We start from the raw sequence: 22,067 nt of genomic DNA on the forward strand, positions 1-22,067 counted from the left end.
ACGTCCGCTCACGCGGACTCCTTGACAAACCACGCCATAAGATTATAAGGAGGAAAGTTCTTTTGACATGGTTGAACGGATTTCGTTATATTTCCGTAGAAATCACAGCACTACGTTTAGCGCTCTGATAAGTGCACCCAAAAAAACGCTCCGCATATCAATCTTTCTTCTCAATCATGCATTGAGAATAATCGTCTACACATTCAAATTGTTCCTCGAATCCCATATCGCTATTGTCAAACGCTATATGGTATCCTTAGCCCTAGTAAGCGGCGAAATGGTACGAGTGGAATCGTTGCAGTCACGTTCCTCCCATTTTTGAGGACTTCGGGGTAGATAATCACTTCTCTTTTTCCGTACATAAATCAAGAACACCCGAATGCTAAAAACCATCAAAATAGGGCTTTTGATGCTCGAACAACAACCATGGTTTCCACTAGAGAATGTAAGGAGTCAAAATTGCAAACGACCTTGTTGGTGAAAATTTTGCTCCTGGGCCATTTTTAAGTTTTCGAGTTTTTATCAAAAACCACGAACTTTCCCCCTCAATCGGCAACAACATTGAATAATAACGAAAAAGTCAATATAGAATAACAATGAAAAAATCAATTTTACTCATTTTTCCCGTCCTTTTTTTGTTTTACAGCTGTGGTAATTCACAAACAAAGGCAACCGTTGATCATCAAAACGTTACCAATGGATACATTACACAGGCACAATCGGAACTGATTTTTGACCATACCAAGGTATTCCCGAACAATACACAACTTGCACTGGCTTTTATAGAAAATGGAGCGGTCAAATTTTATGGTGTAGAAAAAAGGAACAACACTATTTTTACGATTAAAAATCGACAAAATGCATTTGAAATCGGATCTATCACGAAAGTTTTTAACGCGACCCTACTTGCCGATTTTGTTTTGGAAAACAAAGTACAACTGGACGATCCCATCAACCCCTACTATGATTTTAAGTTCAACAATGGCCAAGTGATTACTTTTAAAACCTTGGCGAACCACACTTCGGGCCTTCCACGTATGCCCTCCAACCTTGACTTTGATATCGGTAACCAAGACCCATTTTCCGCTTACGATGCAGAAAAGTTAAAATACTATTTGGCCAATGAAATGGATTTATCTTTTGATGAGGATGGTGCATACAAGTATTCAAATTTAGGAGCTGGATTATTGGGCTATACCTTATCAAAGATTGGAGAAAAACCCTTAAACCAGTTGTTCCAGGAAAGAATATTTTCAAAATATAATATGCCTAACAGTACCATAGGGAGCGAAAATGTATCTGTGTTTTTAGTCCAAGGCCAAAGTCCTGAAGGGCAACCGGTACAAAATTGGAATTTGGCATCGTTATCCGGTGCGGGTGACATGATATCCACAGCGGAAGATCTCTCCGAATTTGTTATAGCACAATTTCAGGATGAAAATAAAACTTTAGCATTGACAAGAGCCAAGACCCATACAATGAACGATACATCCGGTATAGGATTGGGATGGCACATGCGCAAAGGGCCGTCAGGCGAAAATTGGATTTGGCACAATGGTGGAACGGGCGGATATACTTCCTGCATGGTTATGAACAAGGATAAGAAAAATGGGGTAATTGTACTATCCAATGTGTCCGCACTTGGCGACCCCATGATACACATTGACCAACTCTGTTTTGAACTTATGGAGTTACTTTAAGGGAAGTGAAACACCATAACACTTAAACTTTTTCCTTTACAATCACCCATTAGGAAAAATCGTAGGTGGTCGTGAACTTTTGAAAAGACGCCCAAAGGGCGTCTTTTGATTTTTAGGGATTTCTAAATCCATTGAAAATACCTTTTGGTGAAGTTACAACCCCCATTGGTTCGTATGAAATAGAATTTTAACCAGAAAAAACTAACTTCATTTATAGATCATTATAATTCATTTAAAAACGAATCGTATCCTTAAAAGTTGGAACACATTTGGTCAACTCAATAAAGACAAGGCTAAATTGACAGAATCTGCTAGTTCCTTCTTGTTAGTGTGAATTTTAGAAACGACAAGAAGACCATTATAGATTATATATAAAAAAGAAGCTAAGGACCGTAAATCTTTACATTCCTTTAATTGACCTTTCGATTGCCCCTTTTTAAGGTATTCATAAAATAGCTTTTCAAAATCACGCCTATTACTTGATAAAACCTCTAGACAACTATCATTATTAGGAATAAGTTCCGTAGTGTTATTTACTGCAAAACAACCCTTTCTATCTTTATCGAGTAAAGCTTCACTTAATGCATTGTTAAAAAGTTCAGAAAAGCCTTCTTTAACATTTGGTTGATTTTGAAACAATTGACGAATTTTATCAATGCTTTTCTTACGGTAAAGCTCAAAGGACTTTTTAAAAAGTTTTTCCTTGTCACCAAAAGTATCATATAAACTCGCTCTATTTATTCCTAAATGAACTACCAAATCCTGTATAGAAGTTGCTGAATAGCCTTGCTTCCAGAATAAATTCATTGCTTTGGTCAGCACTTCATCTTCATCAAATAGTTTTACTCTAGGCATAACAAAAAAAGTGGAAACGTAAAAAATACGCTTCCACAAAAATATCTTATTGGAATTATCATTCCAAATATTTCGAAAAAAATTAAGCCAAAATAGGATTAATGTTTGTTCCGCCATCTATATTGTACTCACCTCCTGTAATAAAAGAAGCATCATCGGATGCTAAAAAAGAAACAAGTTTAGCAATTTCTTCTGGCCTCCCATACCGCTTTAAAGGTATACGGTTTTGCATAGCTTCACCAAGGCCTTTCAATTGTTCTGCATCCAAACCGGTTTTCTCAAATATTGGTGTTGCAATCGGACCGGGATTTACGGAATTAATTCTGATTCCTCTAGGAGCTAGTTCTGTGGCCGCTGTGCGTGTATATGAATTTAATGCAGCCTTTGTTGCTGCATAAATCGCAGTATTTGGCATTCCCGTATACGCATTAATGGACGAAAGGTTAATAATTGACGCACCATCATTTAAAATGGGAAGAAATTTTTCCGTCGTAAAAACAGCCCCTTTAAAATTAATAGCAATCTGATTGTCAAACAATTCCTCGCTAATTTTCCCTACTGGAGCGGGTTGAAAAACACCTGCATTGACAAATAAGATGTCAACTTTTCCAAATTCACTATTTACTTGCTCAACCAAGTTTTCAATTGCAGAAATACTCTTAACGTCTGCAACCATACCTTTTACACCAAGTTCTTCTTCCGCCAATTTTACCCTTTCTGAATTTCTTCCTGTGATTATTACTGTTGCGCCTTGGCTTTTAAGCTCCTTTGCGGAAGCATAACCAATACCACTATTACCACCAGTAACTATGGCTAGTTTACCACTTAATTTACTCATTCTTAATTTTATTTAATCATTAATAATTTCGGAACGTTCGTTCCGTTTACAAACATACTAATAACAGAACAAACATTCCAAATAAATTATTGGTTTAACTTTTTATGATAAAAATGTGTGGTAAATACTGTATAAAATCAATTGCTAATACAGCTTTTCTATGAAATTCCAAGCGGAACAAAGTGTTGTGACCACGAAACCAATCCTACAACTTCGGGGTAAGTGCAATTCCAAAATTCAACTCTTTGCTTAGCCAACCTTCGCAATCACCCGTTGGGAATAATCGTGGATAGTCGTGAACTTTTAAAAAGGCGCTCTTTGGGCGTCTTTTTGGTTGTAAAGATAGCAGACCTTCGAAAAGATGCTGTGTCAACCCAGCAAATACACACTAGAATTTTAACCAGAAAAATGCTAACTTCACTTATTCACTGCGTACTGAGCATAACCGAAATATTAAAACGAATCATATCCTTAATGTTGTGTTGCATATTGGAAAAGCGACGAACGATGATTTGAAACACGTTTATTAAAAATTTCATGTAAAATTAAACAACTAAATAATGACATATAAAAATTCTACATTTAAGGCCTTTCGGGTTGAAGAGAAAAATGGCGGTTACATTGGCTCTGTGAAAGAAATAGAATTTAGTCCTTTAGACAAAGAGGATATATTGGTGAAAGTACACTACAGTTCATTAAATTATAAAGATGCATTGTCGGCTTCTGGAAATAAAGGGGTTACAAGAAACTATCCCCATACCCCGGGGATTGATGCTGTTGGAATAATTGAAAAATCGAACGATGCTGCGCTAAAAGTAGGTGAGAAAGTAATAGTAACCAGCTATGATTTAGGAATGAATACAGACGGAGGATTTGCTGAATACATTAAAGTACCTTCTAAATGGGCAGTTAAATTACCTGAGAATTTGTCAATGAAAGAAGCCATGGTTTACGGAACTGCTGGATTAACCGCGGGCATGTCCGTTTTAAGATTAACTGAATTGATAAAGCCGGAGGATGGGAAAATAGCAGTTTCAGGAGCGACAGGTGGAGTTGGTTCCTTAAGTGTTTCTATATTGAGCAAGTTGGGATACAATGTAGCTGCAATAACTGGAAAAGAAACCGAACGGGATTATTTGGTTAGCCTTGGCGCAAAAGAAATTATATTACGCAACGAAATTGAAAAATTAGATAAAAAACCGTTGTTGAAGCCTTTGTTTGCGGGAGCAATAGACACTGTTGGCGGAGAAATACTTGAAAACATTATTAAATCAACAGCTCCGATAGGTGTTGTAACTTGTTGTGGAAATGTAGCATCACCCAAACTTGACTTAACCGTTTTCCCTTTTATCCTGAGGGGGGTAACACTAATTGGAATTGATTCTCAAAACTATCCAATGAAATATAGGAGAAAAGTATGGGAAATGCTATCGGATAAATGGAAACCAAAACAGTTAGAAGATACTTGCTTCGAAATTAAACTTGATGAGGTACAACAAAAAATCGCCTTGATGCTCGAAGGTAAACTAAAAGGAAGGACTATTTTGAAATTGACAGAATAAAAACGCAACACAACATCGCACACAAATCATATGGTAGTCAGTTGGTTATCGAACAATTCAACTCGTATTAAAAGTAGTTGGAACTTGACAGGTAAATTCTTAGAAATGCCAAACGTTTCATATACATAACCGATAAGTGCAACCCAGAATTCAACACGATTCTCAGCCAACCTTCGCAATCACTCGTTGGGAATAATCGTGGATACGCTCAAACTGTTCTTCCAAGCCCATATCGCTATTATCAAACTCAATGGCATCCTTGGCCCTGGTCAAGGGTGAAATAGTTCGGGTGGAGTCGATACGATCACGTTCCTCGACATTTTTAAGTACTTCGGCATAGGTGACCTCCTCCCCTTTTTCCAACAACTCCTTATACCGGCGAGCTGCTCGGGTCTCGGGAGAAGCGGTCATAAACAGTTTTAGCTCCGCATCAGGGAAAACAACGGTGCCAATATCACGCCCATCCATCACAATGCCTTTGTCCTTGCCCATGGCTTGTTGGATCTTCACCAATTTATCTCGCACTTCCTTAATGACAGCCACCTTGCTCACAAAACCGGAAACCCGCATTGACCTGATTTCACGTTCCACGTTTTTATCGTTCAAAAACATATCGGAGCGGCCTGTTTCTTTATTGGGTACAAATTTGAGGTGTATGTCGGATAGTTTATCTATCAAAGTAGCTTCATCAACTTTGCCTTTATCATTGATGATACCTTGTTGTAATGCAAAAAGCGTTACGGCACGGTACATAGCACCAGTATCCACATAAATATAATCCAAGGTAGAAGCCAACCTTTTGGCGATGGTACTTTTTCCTGTGGAGGAATATCCATCAATTGCAATCGTAATTTTTCCCATACACCAAAAATAACCAGAAAAGGTATTATTGTATTATGACAAGCATCAGTTAAAGCTTTTTCGCATTCTTCACCTTCTGCTTGGTAATGGCAATATCGATTACCTCACTCATATCGGTTACATAATGGAACGTAAGCCCTTTTAGATATTCGTCTTTAATTTCTTCAATATCTTTTCTGTTATCCGCACAAAGAATAATTTCCTTGATACGCGCTCTTTTAGCCGCCAAGATCTTTTCTTTGATTCCACCTACGGGCAACACCTTGCCTCGAAGCGTAATCTCACCGGTCATGGCCAAGCTCTTTTTAACCTTTCGCTGTGTGAACAAGGACACCAATGAGGTCAACATGGTGATACCAGCACTTGGACCGTCTTTTGGTGTAGCACCTTCAGGCACGTGAATATGTACATTGTATTTGTCGAACACATCGGAATCAATTCCAAATTCATCGGCATTGGATTTGATGTATTCCATGGCAATGGTAGCGGACTCCTTCATCACTTTTCCGAGGTTACCTGTTATATTCAGAGTTCCCTTTCCTCTGGAAAGAATGGACTCGATAAACAGAATATCCCCTCCTACGCTGGTCCAGGCCAAACCAGTAACCACACCGGCCACATCGTTGTTTTCGTACTTGTCGCGTTCCAATCGGGCCGGGCCAAGAATTTTCTCAATATCCTCGTTGTTCACGGTAACATTATACTCCTCTTCCATGGCAATGGACTTTGCAGCATACCGCACCACCTTGGCTATCTGTTTTTCAAGACTCCTAACTCCCGATTCACGGGTATAGCCTTCGACAATTTTTTCCAATTGGCGTTTACCAATTTTCAAATCCTTTATAGTGAGTCCGTGTTCCTCCAATTGCTTTGGCAATAAATGACGCTTGGCAATCTCAACCTTTTCTTCGATGGTATAGCCCGTTACATGGATAATTTCCATTCTGTCACGAAGCGCAGGCTGAATGGTGGATAAATTATTGGCCGTAGCAATGAACATTACCTTGGACAAATCGTATCCCATTTCCAAGAAATTATCATGGAAATCACTGTTCTGTTCTGGATCCAATACCTCCAACATCGCAGAAGAAGGATCTCCTTGATGACTGCTCGCCAGTTTATCGATTTCATCCAAAATAAACACAGGGTTGGAGGTTCCTGCCTTCTTCAGGCTTTGGATAATCCTGCCGGGCATGGCACCGATATACGTTTTTCTATGCCCACGGATTTCTGCTTCATCACGCATTCCACCCAAGGACATACGCACATATTCCCTACCTAGTGCTTCGGCCACAGATTTCCCCAAAGAGGTTTTACCCACTCCGGGAGGGCCATACAAACAAAGGATTGGAGATTTCATATCATTCCTCAGCTTCAATACCGCCAAATATTCAATAATTCGACGTTTTACATCTTCCAAACCGTAATGATCTCTGTCCAAAATCTTTTGGGCGCGTTTCAGGTCAAACTTATCCTTAGAGTATTCGTTCCACGGCAAATCCAATAACAAATCCAAATAATTCCGTTGGATGGAGTACTCGGCAACTTGAGGGTTCATGCGCTGCATTTTACCCAATTCCTTTTCAAAATGTTCCTGTACTTTTTTGCCCCACTTTTTCTTTTTGGCCTTTTCGCTCATTTCATCAACCTCTTCCTCATAAGATAGTCCACCAAGCTCTTCTTGAATGGTCTTCATTTGTTGGTGAAGGAAATATTCGCGTTGCTGTTGGTCCATATCGTTACGGACCTTGCTTTGGATATCGTTGCGCAATTCCAATTTTTGAAGTTCCATATTCATGTACTTCAACGTGGCCAAGGCTCTTTCCTGAAGATTGGCAATCTCCAAAAGTTGCTGTTTTTCCTTAACTGCCAGATTTAAGTTCGAAGACACAAAATTGATCAAGAACGAATTACTCTGGATATTCTTGATAGCGAAAGTGGCTTCACTAGGAATATTTGGGTTATCCTTGATGATTTTGAATGCCAATTCTTTGATAGAGTCGATAATGGCCTCAAATTCACTGCCTTTTTCATCGGGTCTTTCCTCTGCAGCCTCGCTAACCTTGGCAGTTAAATAGGGTTTTTCGGTAAGCACAGCATCTATCTTGAACCTTTTTTTCCCTTGAATAATCACCGTAGTGTTTCCATCGGGCATTTGAAGTACCCTCAAAATACGTGCGACCGTCCCAACCATGTTGATATCCTCTGGGCCAGGATTTTCTACGCTTTCATCTTTTTGAGATACCACCCCAATGGTCTTGGCGCCATTGTTGGCATCCTTGATCAAATTGATGGATTTGTCCCTCCCAGCGGTAATCGGAATCACTACACCGGGAAACAAAACCGTATTTCTAAGAGGTAATACCGGTAAGGTTTCCGGCAGGCTCTCTTTGTTCATCTGTTCTTCATCTTCAGGGGTCAGCAACGGTATCAATTCCGCGTCTTCATCCAACCCTTGTAAATCTATATTGTCAAATTTGGTAATTTTCATCTCTCCCATATCATCTTTTCGGTCATTTTGTCATAATAAATTAACAACCAATATTTTTATTCAACATTAAAACCTGCACAACCCCTTCAAAATCAATGTTTATAGCGACTCGCAAGCTTATTATCACCCATTAAAAGGCAATTCTTGTGCCATTAAAATTCAAATTTTAAGAAAAAAGTGTAACAATTGGTAAATTGGTTAATCTATAAGACAAACCATTCATTTTTTGAGCCAACAAAATGAACATATTGACACACTGCTAAAATTGTGCATGCAGGGTAAGCAAAGTGCACAGCTAGAGATTTACAACCGCTATTACAAAGCGATGTACAACACCGCTTTTAGGATTGTAAAACATACTGCTGAGGCCGAAGATGTAATGCAGGAATCGTTCCTGAGCGCATTTACCAAACTGCACACCTTTAAGGGAGACGTCACTTTTGGGGCATGGTTAAAGCGGATTGTGATCAATAAAAGCATCTATCATTACAATAAGCAGCAAAAAAAACATGCTGTGGATTTGGATGACGTAATGTACAAGGTCGAAGATAATGATGAAGTTGCTTCGGATCAGAATGGTTACACAGAACTGAAGGCTCAAAAAGTGATGGAAACCATGAAAAGTTTGAAAGACAATTACAGAGTTTCTTTGACCTTACATTTAATTGAAGGGTACGATTACGAAGAGATCAGTGAAATAATGAACATTAGCTATGCTAATTGTAGAACCATGATTTCGAGGGCCAAACAAAGCCTAAGAAAAAAGTTGACCGTAAATGTTTAATTATGAGCAGGGATAATTTAAATAGTTTGTTTGAGAGACTCCACGGAGAGTTTGATATAGAAGAGCCACAAAGTGGGCACCAAGATCGGTTTTTGGAAAAATTAAACCAAAACCAGGGCACCATTGCCCTTCACAAAAAGAATACTTCTTGGTGGAAACACTTGTCCATAGCTGCATCCGTTGCCCTAGTGGTGTTTTTGGGATATCAAGCTTTTGGACCACGGCCCAGTATTAAACAACAGGTGGTAAGAATGGCTCCCGAAGTAACCCAAACCGAGTTCTACTTCGCCAATCTTATTGAACAGCAAGTTGAAGAGCTCCAGGATGAAAAAACTCCGGAAACAGCACAATTGGTGGACGACACCATGGCACAATTACAACGGTTGGACAAAGATTACCAAACCCTTGAGCAAGATTTGGTAAATGGTGGTGACAGTAAAATTATTATGAGCGCAATGATCAACAATTTCCAAACCCGAATCGACCTTTTAAAAGAAGTTTTGAGCCAAATAGAAAACATTAAGAATTTAAAATCACAAAATGATGAAAGCTTTACAATTTAAATACATCTTTTTCGCCTTGGCTTTTATTCCACTTGTCGCTATTGCCCATGTGGACAATGACAAGTTGAACGGCAGGTACACCAAGGAAAAAACCATTAAAAGAGAATATAACGTTAACTCGGATGCTCTTTTTAAGGTAAAAAACAGCTATGGTAACCTCAACATAACTTCTTGGAACGAAAACCGAGTTGTAATCGAGGTGCACATAAAGACCAACGGTAACGACGAAGACCGCGTGCAAGAGCGATTGAATGAGATTGACGTGGATTTTGAAAACAGTCCAAGCATGGTTTCCGCCATTTCAAGGTTCGGAGACAGAAAAAATAGCTGGGGATGGAGTTGGGGAAATCGCAAAAAAGTAAGCGTACAAGTAAATTATACCATCAAGTTGCCCGTAAAAAACAGCGTAAATTTAAGCAATGACTACGGAAGCATAATCTTGGACCGTATTGATGGCCATGCCAAAATAAGCTGCGACTATGGAACATTGGAAATAGGAGAGCTAAGAGGCCGCAACAACGAACTTCGGTTCGATTACACTTCCCGATCTACATTTGACTATATCAATAGCGCCGAGATTGTAGCGGATTATTCCGGCTTTACTATTGAGAAAGCGGGCAACCTAAACATAAAAGCCGATTACACCAATGCAGTGGTCGAAGAAATGGAAAATCTTGAATATTCCAGTGATTATGGATCCATTGAGGTGAACAATGTTCAAAGTGTAAACGGAAATGGGGATTATATCGGTGTAAAATTAGGCACCGTCCATGGGAATGTGTCTATCAATAGTGATTATGGCTCTATAAAAATAGACCAAATGGCACCAGATGCGGGCGATTTAGAAATACGTTCCGATTACACTGGCATCAAAATAGGTTATGACCCTGGGTACCATTTCGATTTTGAAATTTCAACTGAATATGCAGGTGTGAGCGGAAAGGATGATTTTGAAATCAATATAAGCAAGGAAAAATCTTCCGAAAAATATTATAGTGGTTATTACGGAAAAGCAAACTCTGGAAATAGGGTAAGCATTACCAGTGACTATGGCGGAATCTCATTTTATCAAAATTAACATCAAATCAAAAACAATTTTAAACACAAGATCATGAAAAAACTTATCACACTTACGCTAGTAATAGGAATGGTGGCCTGTACCAATGCCCAATGGGGGAAAAGAATCAAGGGCAATGGCGATGTTGTAACCATTGAACGTTCTGTCGGTGACTATGACCAAGTTGCCATGGCCGGTTGGTTCGATGTAGAACTGGTATCCGGTACGGAGGGAGAAATAACTCTTAAAGGAGAATCCAATTTATTGGAATATATCAAAACCGAAGTGAAAAACGGTAAACTGGTAATCAAGGTCGAAAAAGGGATGAATCTTAGACCTTCCAATTGGAACAGCGGTATATATGTTACCGTACCCATAGAATCCATCAATGGAGCAAGTCTTTCGGGCTCTGGTGACCTTGTTGGGAAAACCACTATCAGAGCTGACCATTTCAGCACTGCCATGTCCGGTTCGGGCGATGTAACGCTAACGGTCGAAGCCGATGAATTGGATGCTTCTTTATCCGGTTCGGGAGATATTAACCTGTCCGGTAGAGCTACCGACTTTACGGTTTCTGTTTCAGGTTCCGGCGATGTTAAAGCTTATGATCTTGAAGCTGACTTTGTAAAGGCAAACGTTTCCGGTTCCGCCGATATCAAAGTAACCGCTCACGAATCCATTGATGCCCGAGTATCTGGTTCAGGTGACATCCATTACCGTGGAAATCCTAAAAAAATAAAATCCAAAGCTTCCGGTTCGGGAGACATATCCAAAGGATAATACCGAGTTTATCATCAATCAAAGAAGGAAAAAAGCCTTGGTTTTAAGAACCAGGGCTTTTTTTATCCTACATCGATTCTTTCACCTTGTTAACCCGCAATAACAAAAAGATACCAATCAGGAAAAAGAGGCCTAAAAAAATCGTACTGTTACGCATACTTCCCGTAAGTTGGGAGATCATTCCATACATAAAGGTACCTATGATGATGCCTATCTTTTCGGCGACATCGTAAAAACTAAAAAAAGATGTGGTATCCGTGGTTTCGGGCAAAAACTTGGAATATGTGGAGCGGGAAAGTGCTTGAATTCCTCCCATGACCACACCGACCAATCCAGCGGCTATGAAAAAATCCATCGGGGTTTGTAGAAAATAAGCATAAACACAAAGGATAGCCCATATAACATTGACCCATATCAAAGTTTTAATATTACCTAACTTCTTTGACAGATATGCTGTTAAATACGCCCCACCTATTGCAATCAATTGAATAATTAAAATACTGGCTATCAAACCAAATTGTCTAAACTCTGGAGTACCCCAATCTATTTCCTCCTCCCCAAAATAGGTCGCAATCAGCATAATGGTCTGTACAGCCATACTGTAGGTAAAAAATGCGCCCAAATAGCGTTTTAACTTTCTATTCTCACCAAGTTGGTGCCAGACTAGTTTCAATTCCCTAAATCCATTTAAAATGATGTGATGACGCTCTCCTTGCCGCTTATACCCTTTGGGTAAGTGTTTAAAGGTATACTGACTGAACAGTGCCCACCAAATTCCCACCATAATGAAACTGTACTTCATCATCATGATTTCAATGGGTTGGTCATTGATTTCTTCCATACCCCAAGATTTGACCACAGGCGATAAATATAGGATCATACCTAGGTTGATGCCCAACAACAATACACTTCCAATATAACCCAAAGAAAAGCCCTTGGCACTTATATTATCTTGTTGTTCGGGATAAGCGATGTCCGGTAAATAGGAATTATTTATTGCAAAACTTACCCAAAACCCTACCAATCCAAAAAAATAGCAAAGCAATCCAAAATAGATATTCTCCAATGAGAACCAGTAAAGGCCAATACAGGAAATAGCTCCCAAATAGCAAAAAAACTTCATGAACATTCGTTTATTGCCCAAATAATCTGCTACACCCGAGACCAATGGAGTAATGATCGCAATAAAAACAAAAGCCAACGATGTTACGTAGCTGATAAGGGGGGCCCGTGCAATTTCTCCACCAAACATGGTAACCTTTTCGACACCCGAGGCGCGAAAGAGTGCCCCATAAAAAATGGGGAAGATAGCAGAAGAGATTACCAAGCTGTATACCGAATTGGCCCAATCGTAAAACGCCCAAGCATTCAATAGTTTCTTGCTTCCCTTCAGTGCCAATGTCTGTGTCATAACTTTTATTTACAAAAAAATGTCACTTCGAATCCTTATTAGAAAAACCCTTTTGGTATCGGTGGATTTTTCATCTGGTTCGAAGTGACATTTACTTTTTTTTTAAACTCTACTTGAAGGATGTTACCCCAAATTTACGTGCCTCTTGTTTTGCGGCTGGGGCCCAAGCAGTCAAATTACTGATTCTTGTGTCGTTGGAAGGGTGCGTGCTCAAAAATTCAGGTGGTGCCTGTCCTCCAGATTCTGCTTTCATACGTTGCCAGAGTTTGGCGGCCTCATCTGGATTATACCCCGCTATGGCCATAATCTGAAGACCGATTCTATCAGCTTCTGTTTCATGGTTTCTGCTAAAGGGCAGCATAACCCCGATTTGCGAACCCACGCCATATGCTTGATTGAACAATCCTCTGGTCTTATCGTCTTGAATGGCCACATTACCTGCTACAGCACCAATCTGTTGTAAGGTTCCTGCACTCATTCGTTGGGCCCCATGATCGGCCAAGGCATGTGCCACCTCATGACCCATTACCACGGCAATACCGGTTTCATTTTGTGCAATGGGCAAAATTCCAGTGTAAAAAACAATTTTACCGCCAGGCATACACCATGCGTTAACCGTTTCATCTTGTACAAGATTATATTCCCACTGATAGTCCTTTAAATACCCAGGATATCCATTGGCATCCAACCAACGTTCGGCAGCTGAGGCAATACGTTGCCCAACCTTTGTAATCATTTGGGCATCCGATGTTCCTTTGACCACTTTGTTTTCTCCCAAAAACTGGTCATATTGGGAAAATGCCATCGGAAACATTTGGCTGTTGCTATAAAAGTTCAATGTGCTCTTTCCAGTGAACGGATTGGTCTTGCAACCAATCAACACCAAAAGCATCAAAAAAGTTAGAAAGATCTTTTTCATATGGTAAATCGTGTTTTTGTCTTATGAAAATTACAAAATTTTATTTTCCGAAAATATGGAGTTCCGTGAAATCCTTACTCACTTCGATAGAGTTGTTTCCATTTAGCTTTATATCCTTCAAATCAACCTCTTCATTATCTAATTCTACAGTTGCTATAGTAAAAGGAAGCCCATGGAAAGTCATTATAAAATTGTCGTAAGGGGTGATGAAATTACCATCTTTAAACTGTTGAATGATCAGTTCGTTTTCCTTTCCTGTCAATTTAAAGCGCCTCAAACTGTATCTTCCCTTTTTATAGTCGTACCCTTCTTGCTGATCTTCATACACCATCGATTTTTCGGTTCCCTCCTTGAAGTACACATCAATGGCCAATTTTTCTATTTCCTTTTCTCCGATATACTGTTGTACCGGATATTTTGGTATCATGGCCCCTTCTTTTATAAACAAAGGTACACGGTGAATTTCTGCAGATACCCATCGTTCAACACCTCCCCCTGTTAATTCATCTGTCCAATAGTTATACCAATTTCCCTTTGGGAAGTACATTCTCCTGCCTTGTGCATTGGGCTCTTGAACAGGGCATACCAACATTTGTTTTCCAAATATGAACTCATCGGTGCGGAAATGTGTCTGTGGGTCTTCTTGATCATAAAAAACCAAGGATTGAAGCATTGGAAATCCTTCTTTGATGTAATTATAGAACATGGTATAGAGGTAGGGCATTAGTTGGTACCTCAGCTCGATAAACTCTCTAACTATGTTCGTAATCTCATCACCGAACGACCATGGTTCTTGATCTCCGTGGTCACCACTTGAGTGCACCCTACAAAATGGATGGAAAACGGCCAATTGCATCCAACGGGCAAACAATTCGCCATTGGGTTGCTCCGCGAATCCTCCGATATCGGAACCCACAAAAGAATAACCACTCAGGCACATCCGTTGCATCTGTACATTGGCAATCCACAAATGTTCCCATGTGGCAACATTATCTCCCGTCCATGTGGCACAATAGCGTTGTGTTCCGGCATATGCAGCACGTGTTAGAACAAATGGTCTACGAGGAAACATAAACTTTTTAACGCCTTCATAGGTGGCACGCACCATTTGCATACCATACACGTTATGCGCTTTTCTGTGGCTGCAAGGATGCCCATCGTAATCGTGACGTACATCCAAATTGGCAGTTTTGGTCGGAACTTCCATAATGGCAGGTTCGTTCATATCGTTCCACACTCCACTAACGCCCATATCGGCGATCATTTCCTTATATAAATCGGCCCACCATTCCCTAACTTCTGGATTTGTAAAATCAGGAAATTTACATTCCCCTGGCCATACTTTTCCTTTAAAATGAGGTCCATCGGCCCTTCTACAGAAAAAACCATTGTCCATAGCCTGTTGATACACCCAATAATCGCGGTCTATCTTAATACCAGGATCAATCATGGTAATGGTCTTGAAACCATCTTCTTCCAGCTCCTCGATCATTTTTTTAGGATTGGGGAAGTATTTGTTATCCCATGTAAAGCACCTAAACCCTTCCATGTAATCAATATCAAGGTAAATGGCATCACAAGGAATGTTCAATTTTCTAAAAGTTGAGGCGATATCCTTTACTTTTTTCTCTGGGTAGTAGCTCCATTTAGACTGATGGAAACCAAGGGCCCAAAGTGGTGGCAGTTCTGGAACACCGGTTAAATCGGTATAAGATTCCACTACATCGCACATTTTTGGTCCATAGAAAAAGTAATAATTCATTTCTCCACCGTCGGCCCAAAAACTGGTCACATTTCGTCTTTCTCCGGCAAAATCAAAATAAGTACTGAATGAATTGTCGAAAAATATCCCGTATGCCACACTTTCTTTAAGTCCAACATAAAAAGGAATTGATTTGTACAATGGCTCTTGATCCTTACCATAAGCATAGGAGTCCGTCACCCAATTGTTAACCCTTTTACCTTTGAGGTTGGTATGTGATGCCTTGTCCCCCATTCCATAATAACTCTCACCGGAATGACAGACTTTGCTCATTTTTACCACATTCCCGCCGTAATCGAAATTCTCTTCCCAATGGAAACCAAGTTCGTCCTCCGCAAGAATCACATTGTTCATATCAACAATCTGCACCTTAAGGTTGGTCTTATTGATGTATATCTTGATTTTTGATGTTGTGATTACATATTCCGGTATCTCATCCTCTACGGTAAGTTCGTTGTAGCCAAGATTAACATCTTCGCTTATCGCATAAGAGAAATCGGGTTCAAAAACATATTCCGTGGCATACCTAAATCGGACCACGCTGTCCCGTAAAATAGTAACCTGTAAAATAACACCGTTTTGGGTGGTAAAGTATAACTTGTCGTTTTCTTGTTTAAAATCGACTATATGGTTCGGGAACTGATTCCCGGTTTTAGCAATCTCCGTATTGGTTATCATCTATAATTGATTGAGGCTCACAAAAGAACTACAAAAGCCTGAATAAATAAAAATATGTTTTTAAAAGCAATCAACTACAACGTTTTAGTTCAGTTTTTATTTATACACGACAACACCCAGAGGTGGCAAGTTCATCAATACTGATTGCTTTTGTCCATTCCATGCAGTTTTGGAGGGCTTCATTGTTTTCTTGCCCATACCGCTTCCCGAATATTTTGTATCGTCACTATTAAAAACCAGTTTTAAGGTGGATGTTTTTGGAACGCCCAACCTATAGTTTTCTCTGGGTACTGGAGTAAAGTTGCAAACAATAATCAAATCATCCTTGGGATCATTACCCTTTCTTATGTATGATATTACGGTATTTTCCTGGTCATTATATTCAATCCATTGGAAACCTTCCTGACTGAACTGTTTTTCGTACAATGCCGGATTGTTTTTGTACATCTCATTTAGATCCTTGATGACTTCTTGTATCCCGGAATGAAAATCATATTGCGTCAAATGCCACTCCAAACTTTCTTGGAAGTTCCATTCGGACGATTGTCCAAACTCTCCTCCCATGAACAACAAGTTGCCGCCAGGGTGTGTAAACATATACCCAAAGAGTAATCTCAGGTTGGCAAATCGTTGCCATTCATCGCCCGGCATGCGATATAACAGAGATTGTTTACCATACACCACCTCATCATGCGAAAAAGGCAACATAAAATTCTCTGTAAAGGCATAGGTGAGGCTGAAACTTATCGCATTCAAATCATACGACCTATGAATGGGGTCTTTTTGAAAGAACTCCAAGGTATCATGCATCCACCCCATCATCCATTTCATGCCAAAACCCAGTCCACCAAGGTGCACCGGTTTTGTAACGCCTGTAAATGCCGTGGATTCTTCCGCAATGGTCTGTACGCCTTTAAAACTGGCATATACCTCTTGATTCATTTCCCGTAAAAAGGACATCGCCTCCAGGTTTTCGTTATTGCCATACATATTGGGTTCCCATTCTCCATCTTCTCTAGAATAATCCAAATACAGCATGGAGGCCACCGCATCTACTCGCAAACCATCCGCATGATATTGATCGAGCCAAAAAATGGCATTACTGATCAAAAAGGCTCTTACCTCGTTTCTTCCATAATTAAAAATGAGACTCTTCCAATCGGGGTGATATCCTCTTCGCCTATCCGGATGCTCATACAGATTTGACCCATCAAAGAAGCCAAGTCCGTGTGCATCTTCTGGAAAATGCGAGGGTACCCAATCCAATATTACCCCAATGCCTCGCTGGTGCAATGCATCTACTAAAACTTTAAAGTCCTCTGGTTTTCCAAATCGGGATGTTGGCGCAAAATACCCCGTAATTTGATAGCCCCAAGAAGGATCGTAAGGATACTCCATAATAGGCATCAACTCAATATGGGTAAAGCCCATCTCCTCTACATAATCCGCAAGTTCTTTAGCCATTTCCAAATAACTCAGGGATTCCCAACCATTTTTTTTCTTCCAAGAGCCCAAATGCACTTCGTAGACAGCGTAAGGTTTGTCCAACCCATTTTTTTCTTCTCGAGTGTCCATCCAGTTTTTGTCCTTCCATTTATAGGCATCGTCCCAAACCAAGGAAGCCGTTTGTGGTGGTTGCTCGCAGTAGCGAGCGAATGGATCGGCTTTTTCCGTCCAAATATCATTATTGTTGGAATGTATCTTATACTTGTACTTGGTTCCTTTGTCCACTCCGGGAATAAATCCCTCCCAAATTCCACTACTGTCCCAACGGACATTTAATTCATGTTCACCTGCGGTCCAATGATTAAAATCGCCAATGACACTCACTGATTTTGCGGACGGTGCCCAAACGGCAAAATAGGTTCCCTTTACTCCATCAACCTCTGTGAGATGAGACCCCAGTTTATTGTAAAGTCGAAAGTGCTTTCCTCCTTTAAAAAGGTTGATATCAAATTCTGTAAAAAAACTATGAGGAATTACCTTGGACATATTAGCGGGTTTAGTACTTATACAATAATACGCATCTTTATGGAAGAATACGATTATGACAACAGGTTTGGCAATTGAAACAACATTTTTTTAAAAATGGAACGCTTTTTGATTTTATTGCATCAACAGATGAAATGAACACAAATCAAAAATCCAAAAATCATGAATAAATTTAGTACAATTTTAGGCGCAGTTATTGTTTTTGTTTTCGCGGCATGCGAAGGCCCCCAAGGACCTCCAGGGTTTGACGGACTTGATGGACTTGACGGTTTGGATGGGGCAGATGGCATACAAGGACAAGTGGTAGAAGTTGAAGGCGTTAACTTTGACTATGACTTTGATGCCAACCTTTTTAGCACCCTAATTAATTTTTCGGATGTGACCGACTTTGAAGTTTTTGAATCCGATGCTGTATTGGTATATAGACATGACGGCGTAATTGACTTGAACGATGGTACAACGGCAGATGCATGGACGCAAATACCTCAAAATTATTTTCTGAATGAAGGTACTATTCAATATGTTTTCTCCCATACTTTCGTGGATTTGGAACTTTTTATTGATGGAAACTTTGACCTATCCAGTTTGAGTACAGACTTTACCGATAATCAGCTTTTTAGAATTGTATTTGTGCCAAGTGAGTACGCTGAGTCCCCCGGTTTTGACACCTCAAACATTGAAAGTGTAATGTCTGCTCTCAATATTGGCCAAGAACAGATTACAAAGCTGGACATCAATTAAATCCCATAAAAATGGTATATTAAGTCTCATTGGTAATCAATGGGACTTTTTTATTGGGTCTTTTGAAAGGATTTTAATTTAATTTCGTCCAACCACATAAAAACGAATCATGGGAAAAAGATTGCTATTGCTTGTTCTGGTCATATTTATCGGGTGCAAGGGAACATCACAGGAAGAGAAAAAAGAAAGTGTAAAGGAAACCGCTTTAAAAGTAAGTAAAACAGATGCTGAGTGGCGGGCCGAGCTTACCGATATGGAGTATTACGTACTTAGAAAAGCCGCTACCGAAAATCCTTTTTCAAGCGAATTATTGGACAACAAAGAAAAGGGCACCTATGTTTGTGCAGGTTGTGGCACACCAGTTTTCAAAAGTGACCATAAATTTAAATCTGGGACCGGATGGCCAAGTTTTGACCGTGAAATCGAGGGAAACGTGGCTTTTGATACCGACTATAAAATAGGCGTTGCCCGCACCGAGGAACATTGCGCAGTTTGTGGAGGGCATTTGGGACATGTTTTTAACGACGGACCCAGTAACACAACTGGAAAAAGACATTGTATCAACGGAGCTGCTCTTGATTTTATTCCCGATAACAAATAAATTCTCCTAGAAATTTTATGGAAAAGAAATATGGCGTAAACAAAACCGAAGCTGAGTGGCAGCAACAACTTTCTGCCGAAGAATACCATGTTCTGCGAAAAAAAGGAACCGAAAGACCTCACACCGGAAAGTTCAATCTCCATTTTGAAAATGGCGACTACCATTGTAAAGCCTGCAATGCCAAACTTTTTGAAAGCGAACATAAATTTGAAAGTGGTTGTGGTTGGCCATCTTTTGACCAATCTGTTGAAGGAGCCATAGAATATATTCGAGATACGACCTTTGGTATGATACGTACCGAAACAGTCTGTGCCAATTGTGGCAGTCATTTGGGGCATGTTTTCGATGATGGGCCCAAAGAAACTACCGGACAACGGTACTGCATCAACTCGGTGAGCATTGACTTTGATCCTGAAGAGTAAAAATGAATTTCCAAGAGAATTATCTCAAAAGTGTAATCTTTGAGTTCCAACGGTATAAAAGCATGGGCGATAAAACCTTTGCCCAAATATCGGATGACGACATCCATTGGAAATACGCAGAAACTGATAATTCCATAGCTATTATTGTAAAGCATATGGTCGGCAATATGTTGAGCCGATGGACCAATTTTCTAACGGAGGATGGAGAAAAATCTTGGCGTGAGCGGGATTTGGAGTTTGAAAAGCCATTTTTAACCAAAGTAGAAATGATTACAGCTTGGGAAAAGGGCTGGGAATGTCTTTTTGATGCTCTATCACAAATTGACACCACTAATTTCCAGAACAAAATCACCATTCGAAGAGAAGAACACACCATTGTTGAGGCTATTAACCGCCAGCTAGCACATTATGCCAATCACGTTGGACAAATTGCATTTATTGGCAGAATGATCAAAGGTAGTAAATGGACATCCTTATCCATTCCAAAGGGAGCATCCAAGGCCTTCAATAAAAAGATGTTCGGAACAGGTAAACATTGATTTCACAAACTAATCAACATTTCGGTTTTTTCAACTTGGGATTTGGGCATTGATTTATGTACTTTTGCACCTGCCAATAAAGGCAGGTTTCTAATCTAACAACTAAAATCAAAATCTAATGAGCAAGTTCGATATAATTGTTTTGGGAAGTGGTCCAGGTGGATATGTTACTGCAATCAGGGCATCACAATTAGGTTTCAAAACAGCCATTATAGAAAAAGAAAGTTTGGGAGGTGTATGTCTTAACTGGGGGTGCATTCCAACCAAGGCCCTTCTTAAATCCGCTCAGGTATTCGAATATTTAAAGCACGCCGAAGACTACGGTTTGAGTGCCGAAAATGTAAGTTATGATTTTGATGCCGTTGTAAAGAGAAGCCGCGGTGTTGCCGAGGGAATGAGCAAGGGCGTTCAATTCTTGATGAAGAAGAACAAGATTGAGGTCATCAATGGAGTTGGAAAGGTAAAACCGGGCAAAAAAGTTGAAGTAAAGGCTGAAAACGGAGATACCACAGAGTATTCTGCCGATAATATTATAATTGCCACAGGGGCACGAAGCCGGGAATTACCTAGTCTTCCACAAGATGGGGAAAAGGTAATCGGATACCGTGAGGCCATGTCCTTGAAAAAGCAGCCCAAGAAAATGATCGTGGTAGGTAGTGGTGCCATTGGAATGGAGTTCGCTTATTTCTATCACTCCATGGGTACAGAGGTTACCGTAGTGGAATATATGCCGAACATTGTCCCTGTTGAAGACGAAGATATCTCCAAGCAATTGGAGCGTAGCTTCAAAAAATCAGGCGTAAAGATCAAGACTTCGGCCGAAGTTACCAAAGTTGATACCTCTGGTGATGGCGTAAAGGCTACCGTAAAAACCAAAAAAGGCGAAGAAGTTCTAGAAGCTGACATTGTCCTATCTGCCGTTGGAATCAAAACCAACATTGAAAACATAGGTTTGGAAGATGTTGGAATTGCCACGGACAGAGATAAAGTATTGGTGAACGACTACTACCAGACCAACATTCCAGGCTACCATGCCATTGGTGATATTACACCTGGACAGGCCTTGGCACACGTTGCCTCTGCAGAAGGAATCCTTTGTGTGGAAAAATTGGCAGGAATGCATGTGGAAGCTTTGGATTATGGCAACATTCCAGGATGTACGTATTGTATTCCCGAAATAGCTTCTGTAGGATTGACGGAGAAGCAAGCCAAAGAAAAAGGATACGAACTTAAAATTGGTAAGTTTCCTTTCTCTGCCAGTGGTAAGGCAAAAGCTGCAGGAACCCCGGATGGTTTTGTAAAAGTTATTTTCGATGCCAAATACGGCGAGTGGTTAGGTTGCCACATGATCGGTGTAGGCGTAACCGATATGATTGCCGAAGCGGTGGTTGCACGTAAATTGGAGACCACAGGTCACGAAATATTAAAAGCAGTTCATCCACATCCAACCATGAGCGAAGCGGTAATGGAAGCCGTTGCTGATGCTTATGATGAAGTAATCCACCTATAGT

General features: G+C 40.1%; 19 protein-coding genes. 11 read left to right on the forward strand and 8 right to left on the reverse strand.

Annotation, left to right across the window (positions count from 1 at the left end):
* Window positions 1–596: 596 nt before the first annotated feature.
* Complete coding sequence (locus tag ACQQ5U_RS18525; RefSeq protein ID WP_437399842.1) at window positions 597–1,700, forward strand: serine hydrolase domain-containing protein; 1,104 nt, start codon at window positions 597–599, stop codon at window positions 1,698–1,700.
* 273 nt (window positions 1,701–1,973) lie between these two features.
* Here ACQQ5U_RS18525 and ACQQ5U_RS18530 read toward each other — a convergent pair whose 3' ends face one another.
* The gene (locus tag ACQQ5U_RS18530; protein WP_437399844.1) at window positions 1,974–2,555 is read right to left on the reverse strand and encodes a TetR/AcrR family transcriptional regulator; all 582 of its coding nucleotides are present in this window, start codon (window positions 2,553–2,555) and stop codon (window positions 1,974–1,976) included.
* Between the two features lie 82 nt (window positions 2,556–2,637).
* Window positions 2,638–3,393 carry an SDR family oxidoreductase gene (locus tag ACQQ5U_RS18535; protein WP_437399846.1) on the reverse strand — a complete coding sequence of 252 codons (756 nt, stop codon included), beginning with the start codon at window positions 3,391–3,393 and terminating at the stop codon, window positions 2,638–2,640.
* 560 nt (window positions 3,394–3,953) lie between these two features.
* Here ACQQ5U_RS18535 and ACQQ5U_RS18540 point away from each other — a divergent pair.
* Entirely contained in the window at window positions 3,954–4,955 is a 1,002-nt protein-coding gene (locus tag ACQQ5U_RS18540; RefSeq protein ID WP_437399847.1) for a YhdH/YhfP family quinone oxidoreductase, read from the forward strand.
* A 162-nt stretch (window positions 4,956–5,117) separates the two neighbouring features.
* Here ACQQ5U_RS18540 and cmk read toward each other — a convergent pair whose 3' ends face one another.
* Window positions 5,118–5,816 carry a (d)CMP kinase gene (cmk, locus tag ACQQ5U_RS18545; RefSeq protein ID WP_437399849.1) on the reverse strand — a complete coding sequence of 233 codons (699 nt, stop codon included), beginning with the start codon at window positions 5,814–5,816 and terminating at the stop codon, window positions 5,118–5,120.
* A 49-nt stretch (window positions 5,817–5,865) separates the two neighbouring features.
* Window positions 5,866–8,316, reverse strand: a complete 2,451-nt coding sequence (gene lon, locus ACQQ5U_RS18550; RefSeq protein WP_437399851.1) for an endopeptidase La — start codon at window positions 8,314–8,316, stop codon at window positions 5,866–5,868.
* Between the two features lie 217 nt (window positions 8,317–8,533).
* On the opposite strand from lon, the gene ACQQ5U_RS18555 reads away from it, so the two are divergent.
* The 4 genes from ACQQ5U_RS18555 to ACQQ5U_RS18570 are packed head-to-tail and all read left to right on the forward strand — an operon-like array spanning window position 8,534 to window position 11,491.
* Window positions 8,534–9,091, forward strand: a complete 558-nt coding sequence (locus ACQQ5U_RS18555) for an RNA polymerase sigma factor (RefSeq protein ID WP_437399852.1) — start codon at window positions 8,534–8,536, stop codon at window positions 9,089–9,091.
* A gap of 2 nt (window positions 9,092–9,093) precedes the next feature.
* Window positions 9,094–9,654, forward strand: a complete 561-nt coding sequence (locus ACQQ5U_RS18560) for a hypothetical protein (RefSeq protein ID WP_437399853.1) — start codon at window positions 9,094–9,096, stop codon at window positions 9,652–9,654.
* The gene (locus ACQQ5U_RS18565) at window positions 9,635–10,732 is read left to right on the forward strand and encodes a hypothetical protein (RefSeq protein WP_437399951.1); all 1,098 of its coding nucleotides are present in this window, start codon (window positions 9,635–9,637) and stop codon (window positions 10,730–10,732) included. Before ACQQ5U_RS18560 ends, ACQQ5U_RS18565 begins: the two co-directional genes overlap by 20 nt.
* Before the next feature lie 33 nt (window positions 10,733–10,765).
* Window positions 10,766–11,491 carry a head GIN domain-containing protein gene (locus ACQQ5U_RS18570; RefSeq protein WP_437399855.1) on the forward strand — a complete coding sequence of 242 codons (726 nt, stop codon included), beginning with the start codon at window positions 10,766–10,768 and terminating at the stop codon, window positions 11,489–11,491.
* Window positions 11,492–11,558: 67 nt separating this feature from the next.
* Here ACQQ5U_RS18570 and ACQQ5U_RS18575 read toward each other — a convergent pair whose 3' ends face one another.
* The 4 genes from ACQQ5U_RS18575 to glgB all read right to left on the reverse strand — a co-directional run bounded on the left by ACQQ5U_RS18575 (window position 11,559) and on the right by glgB (window position 18,253).
* On the reverse strand, window positions 11,559–12,902 hold the full coding sequence (locus tag ACQQ5U_RS18575) for an MFS transporter (protein WP_437399857.1): 1,344 nt from the start codon (window positions 12,900–12,902) through the stop codon (window positions 11,559–11,561).
* A 109-nt stretch (window positions 12,903–13,011) separates the two neighbouring features.
* Entirely contained in the window at window positions 13,012–13,821 is an 810-nt protein-coding gene (locus tag ACQQ5U_RS18580) for a M48 family metallopeptidase (RefSeq protein WP_437399859.1), read from the reverse strand.
* A gap of 40 nt (window positions 13,822–13,861) precedes the next feature.
* A complete protein-coding gene (locus ACQQ5U_RS18585) occupies window positions 13,862–16,261 on the reverse strand; it encodes a glycoside hydrolase family 31 protein (protein WP_437399861.1) in 2,400 nt (799 codons plus the stop codon).
* A gap of 96 nt (window positions 16,262–16,357) precedes the next feature.
* Complete coding sequence (gene glgB, locus ACQQ5U_RS18590) at window positions 16,358–18,253, reverse strand: 1,4-alpha-glucan branching protein GlgB (RefSeq protein ID WP_437399862.1); 1,896 nt, start codon at window positions 18,251–18,253, stop codon at window positions 16,358–16,360.
* A 162-nt stretch (window positions 18,254–18,415) separates the two neighbouring features.
* On the opposite strand from glgB, the gene ACQQ5U_RS18595 reads away from it, so the two are divergent.
* The 5 genes from ACQQ5U_RS18595 to lpdA all read left to right on the forward strand — a co-directional run bounded on the left by ACQQ5U_RS18595 (window position 18,416) and on the right by lpdA (window position 22,066).
* The gene (locus ACQQ5U_RS18595; protein ID WP_437399863.1) at window positions 18,416–18,994 is read left to right on the forward strand and encodes a collagen-like protein; all 579 of its coding nucleotides are present in this window, start codon (window positions 18,416–18,418) and stop codon (window positions 18,992–18,994) included.
* A gap of 109 nt (window positions 18,995–19,103) precedes the next feature.
* Window positions 19,104–19,595, forward strand: coding sequence for a peptide-methionine (R)-S-oxide reductase MsrB (msrB, locus tag ACQQ5U_RS18600; protein ID WP_437399864.1), 492 nt, complete (start codon window positions 19,104–19,106; stop codon window positions 19,593–19,595).
* A gap of 17 nt (window positions 19,596–19,612) precedes the next feature.
* Window positions 19,613–20,017, forward strand: coding sequence for a peptide-methionine (R)-S-oxide reductase MsrB (gene msrB, locus ACQQ5U_RS18605; protein WP_437399866.1), 405 nt, complete (start codon window positions 19,613–19,615; stop codon window positions 20,015–20,017).
* A gap of 2 nt (window positions 20,018–20,019) precedes the next feature.
* The gene (locus ACQQ5U_RS18610) at window positions 20,020–20,556 is read left to right on the forward strand and encodes a DUF1572 family protein (RefSeq protein ID WP_437399868.1); all 537 of its coding nucleotides are present in this window, start codon (window positions 20,020–20,022) and stop codon (window positions 20,554–20,556) included.
* A gap of 118 nt (window positions 20,557–20,674) precedes the next feature.
* On the forward strand, window positions 20,675–22,066 hold the full coding sequence (lpdA, locus tag ACQQ5U_RS18615) for a dihydrolipoyl dehydrogenase (protein WP_437399870.1): 1,392 nt from the start codon (window positions 20,675–20,677) through the stop codon (window positions 22,064–22,066).
* Window position 22,067: the final 1 nt, after the last annotated feature.

The sequence above is a fragment of the Flagellimonas lutimaris genome, assembly GCF_051494225.1.
GTDB lineage: Bacteria > Bacteroidota > Bacteroidia > Flavobacteriales > Flavobacteriaceae > Flagellimonas > Flagellimonas lutimaris_A.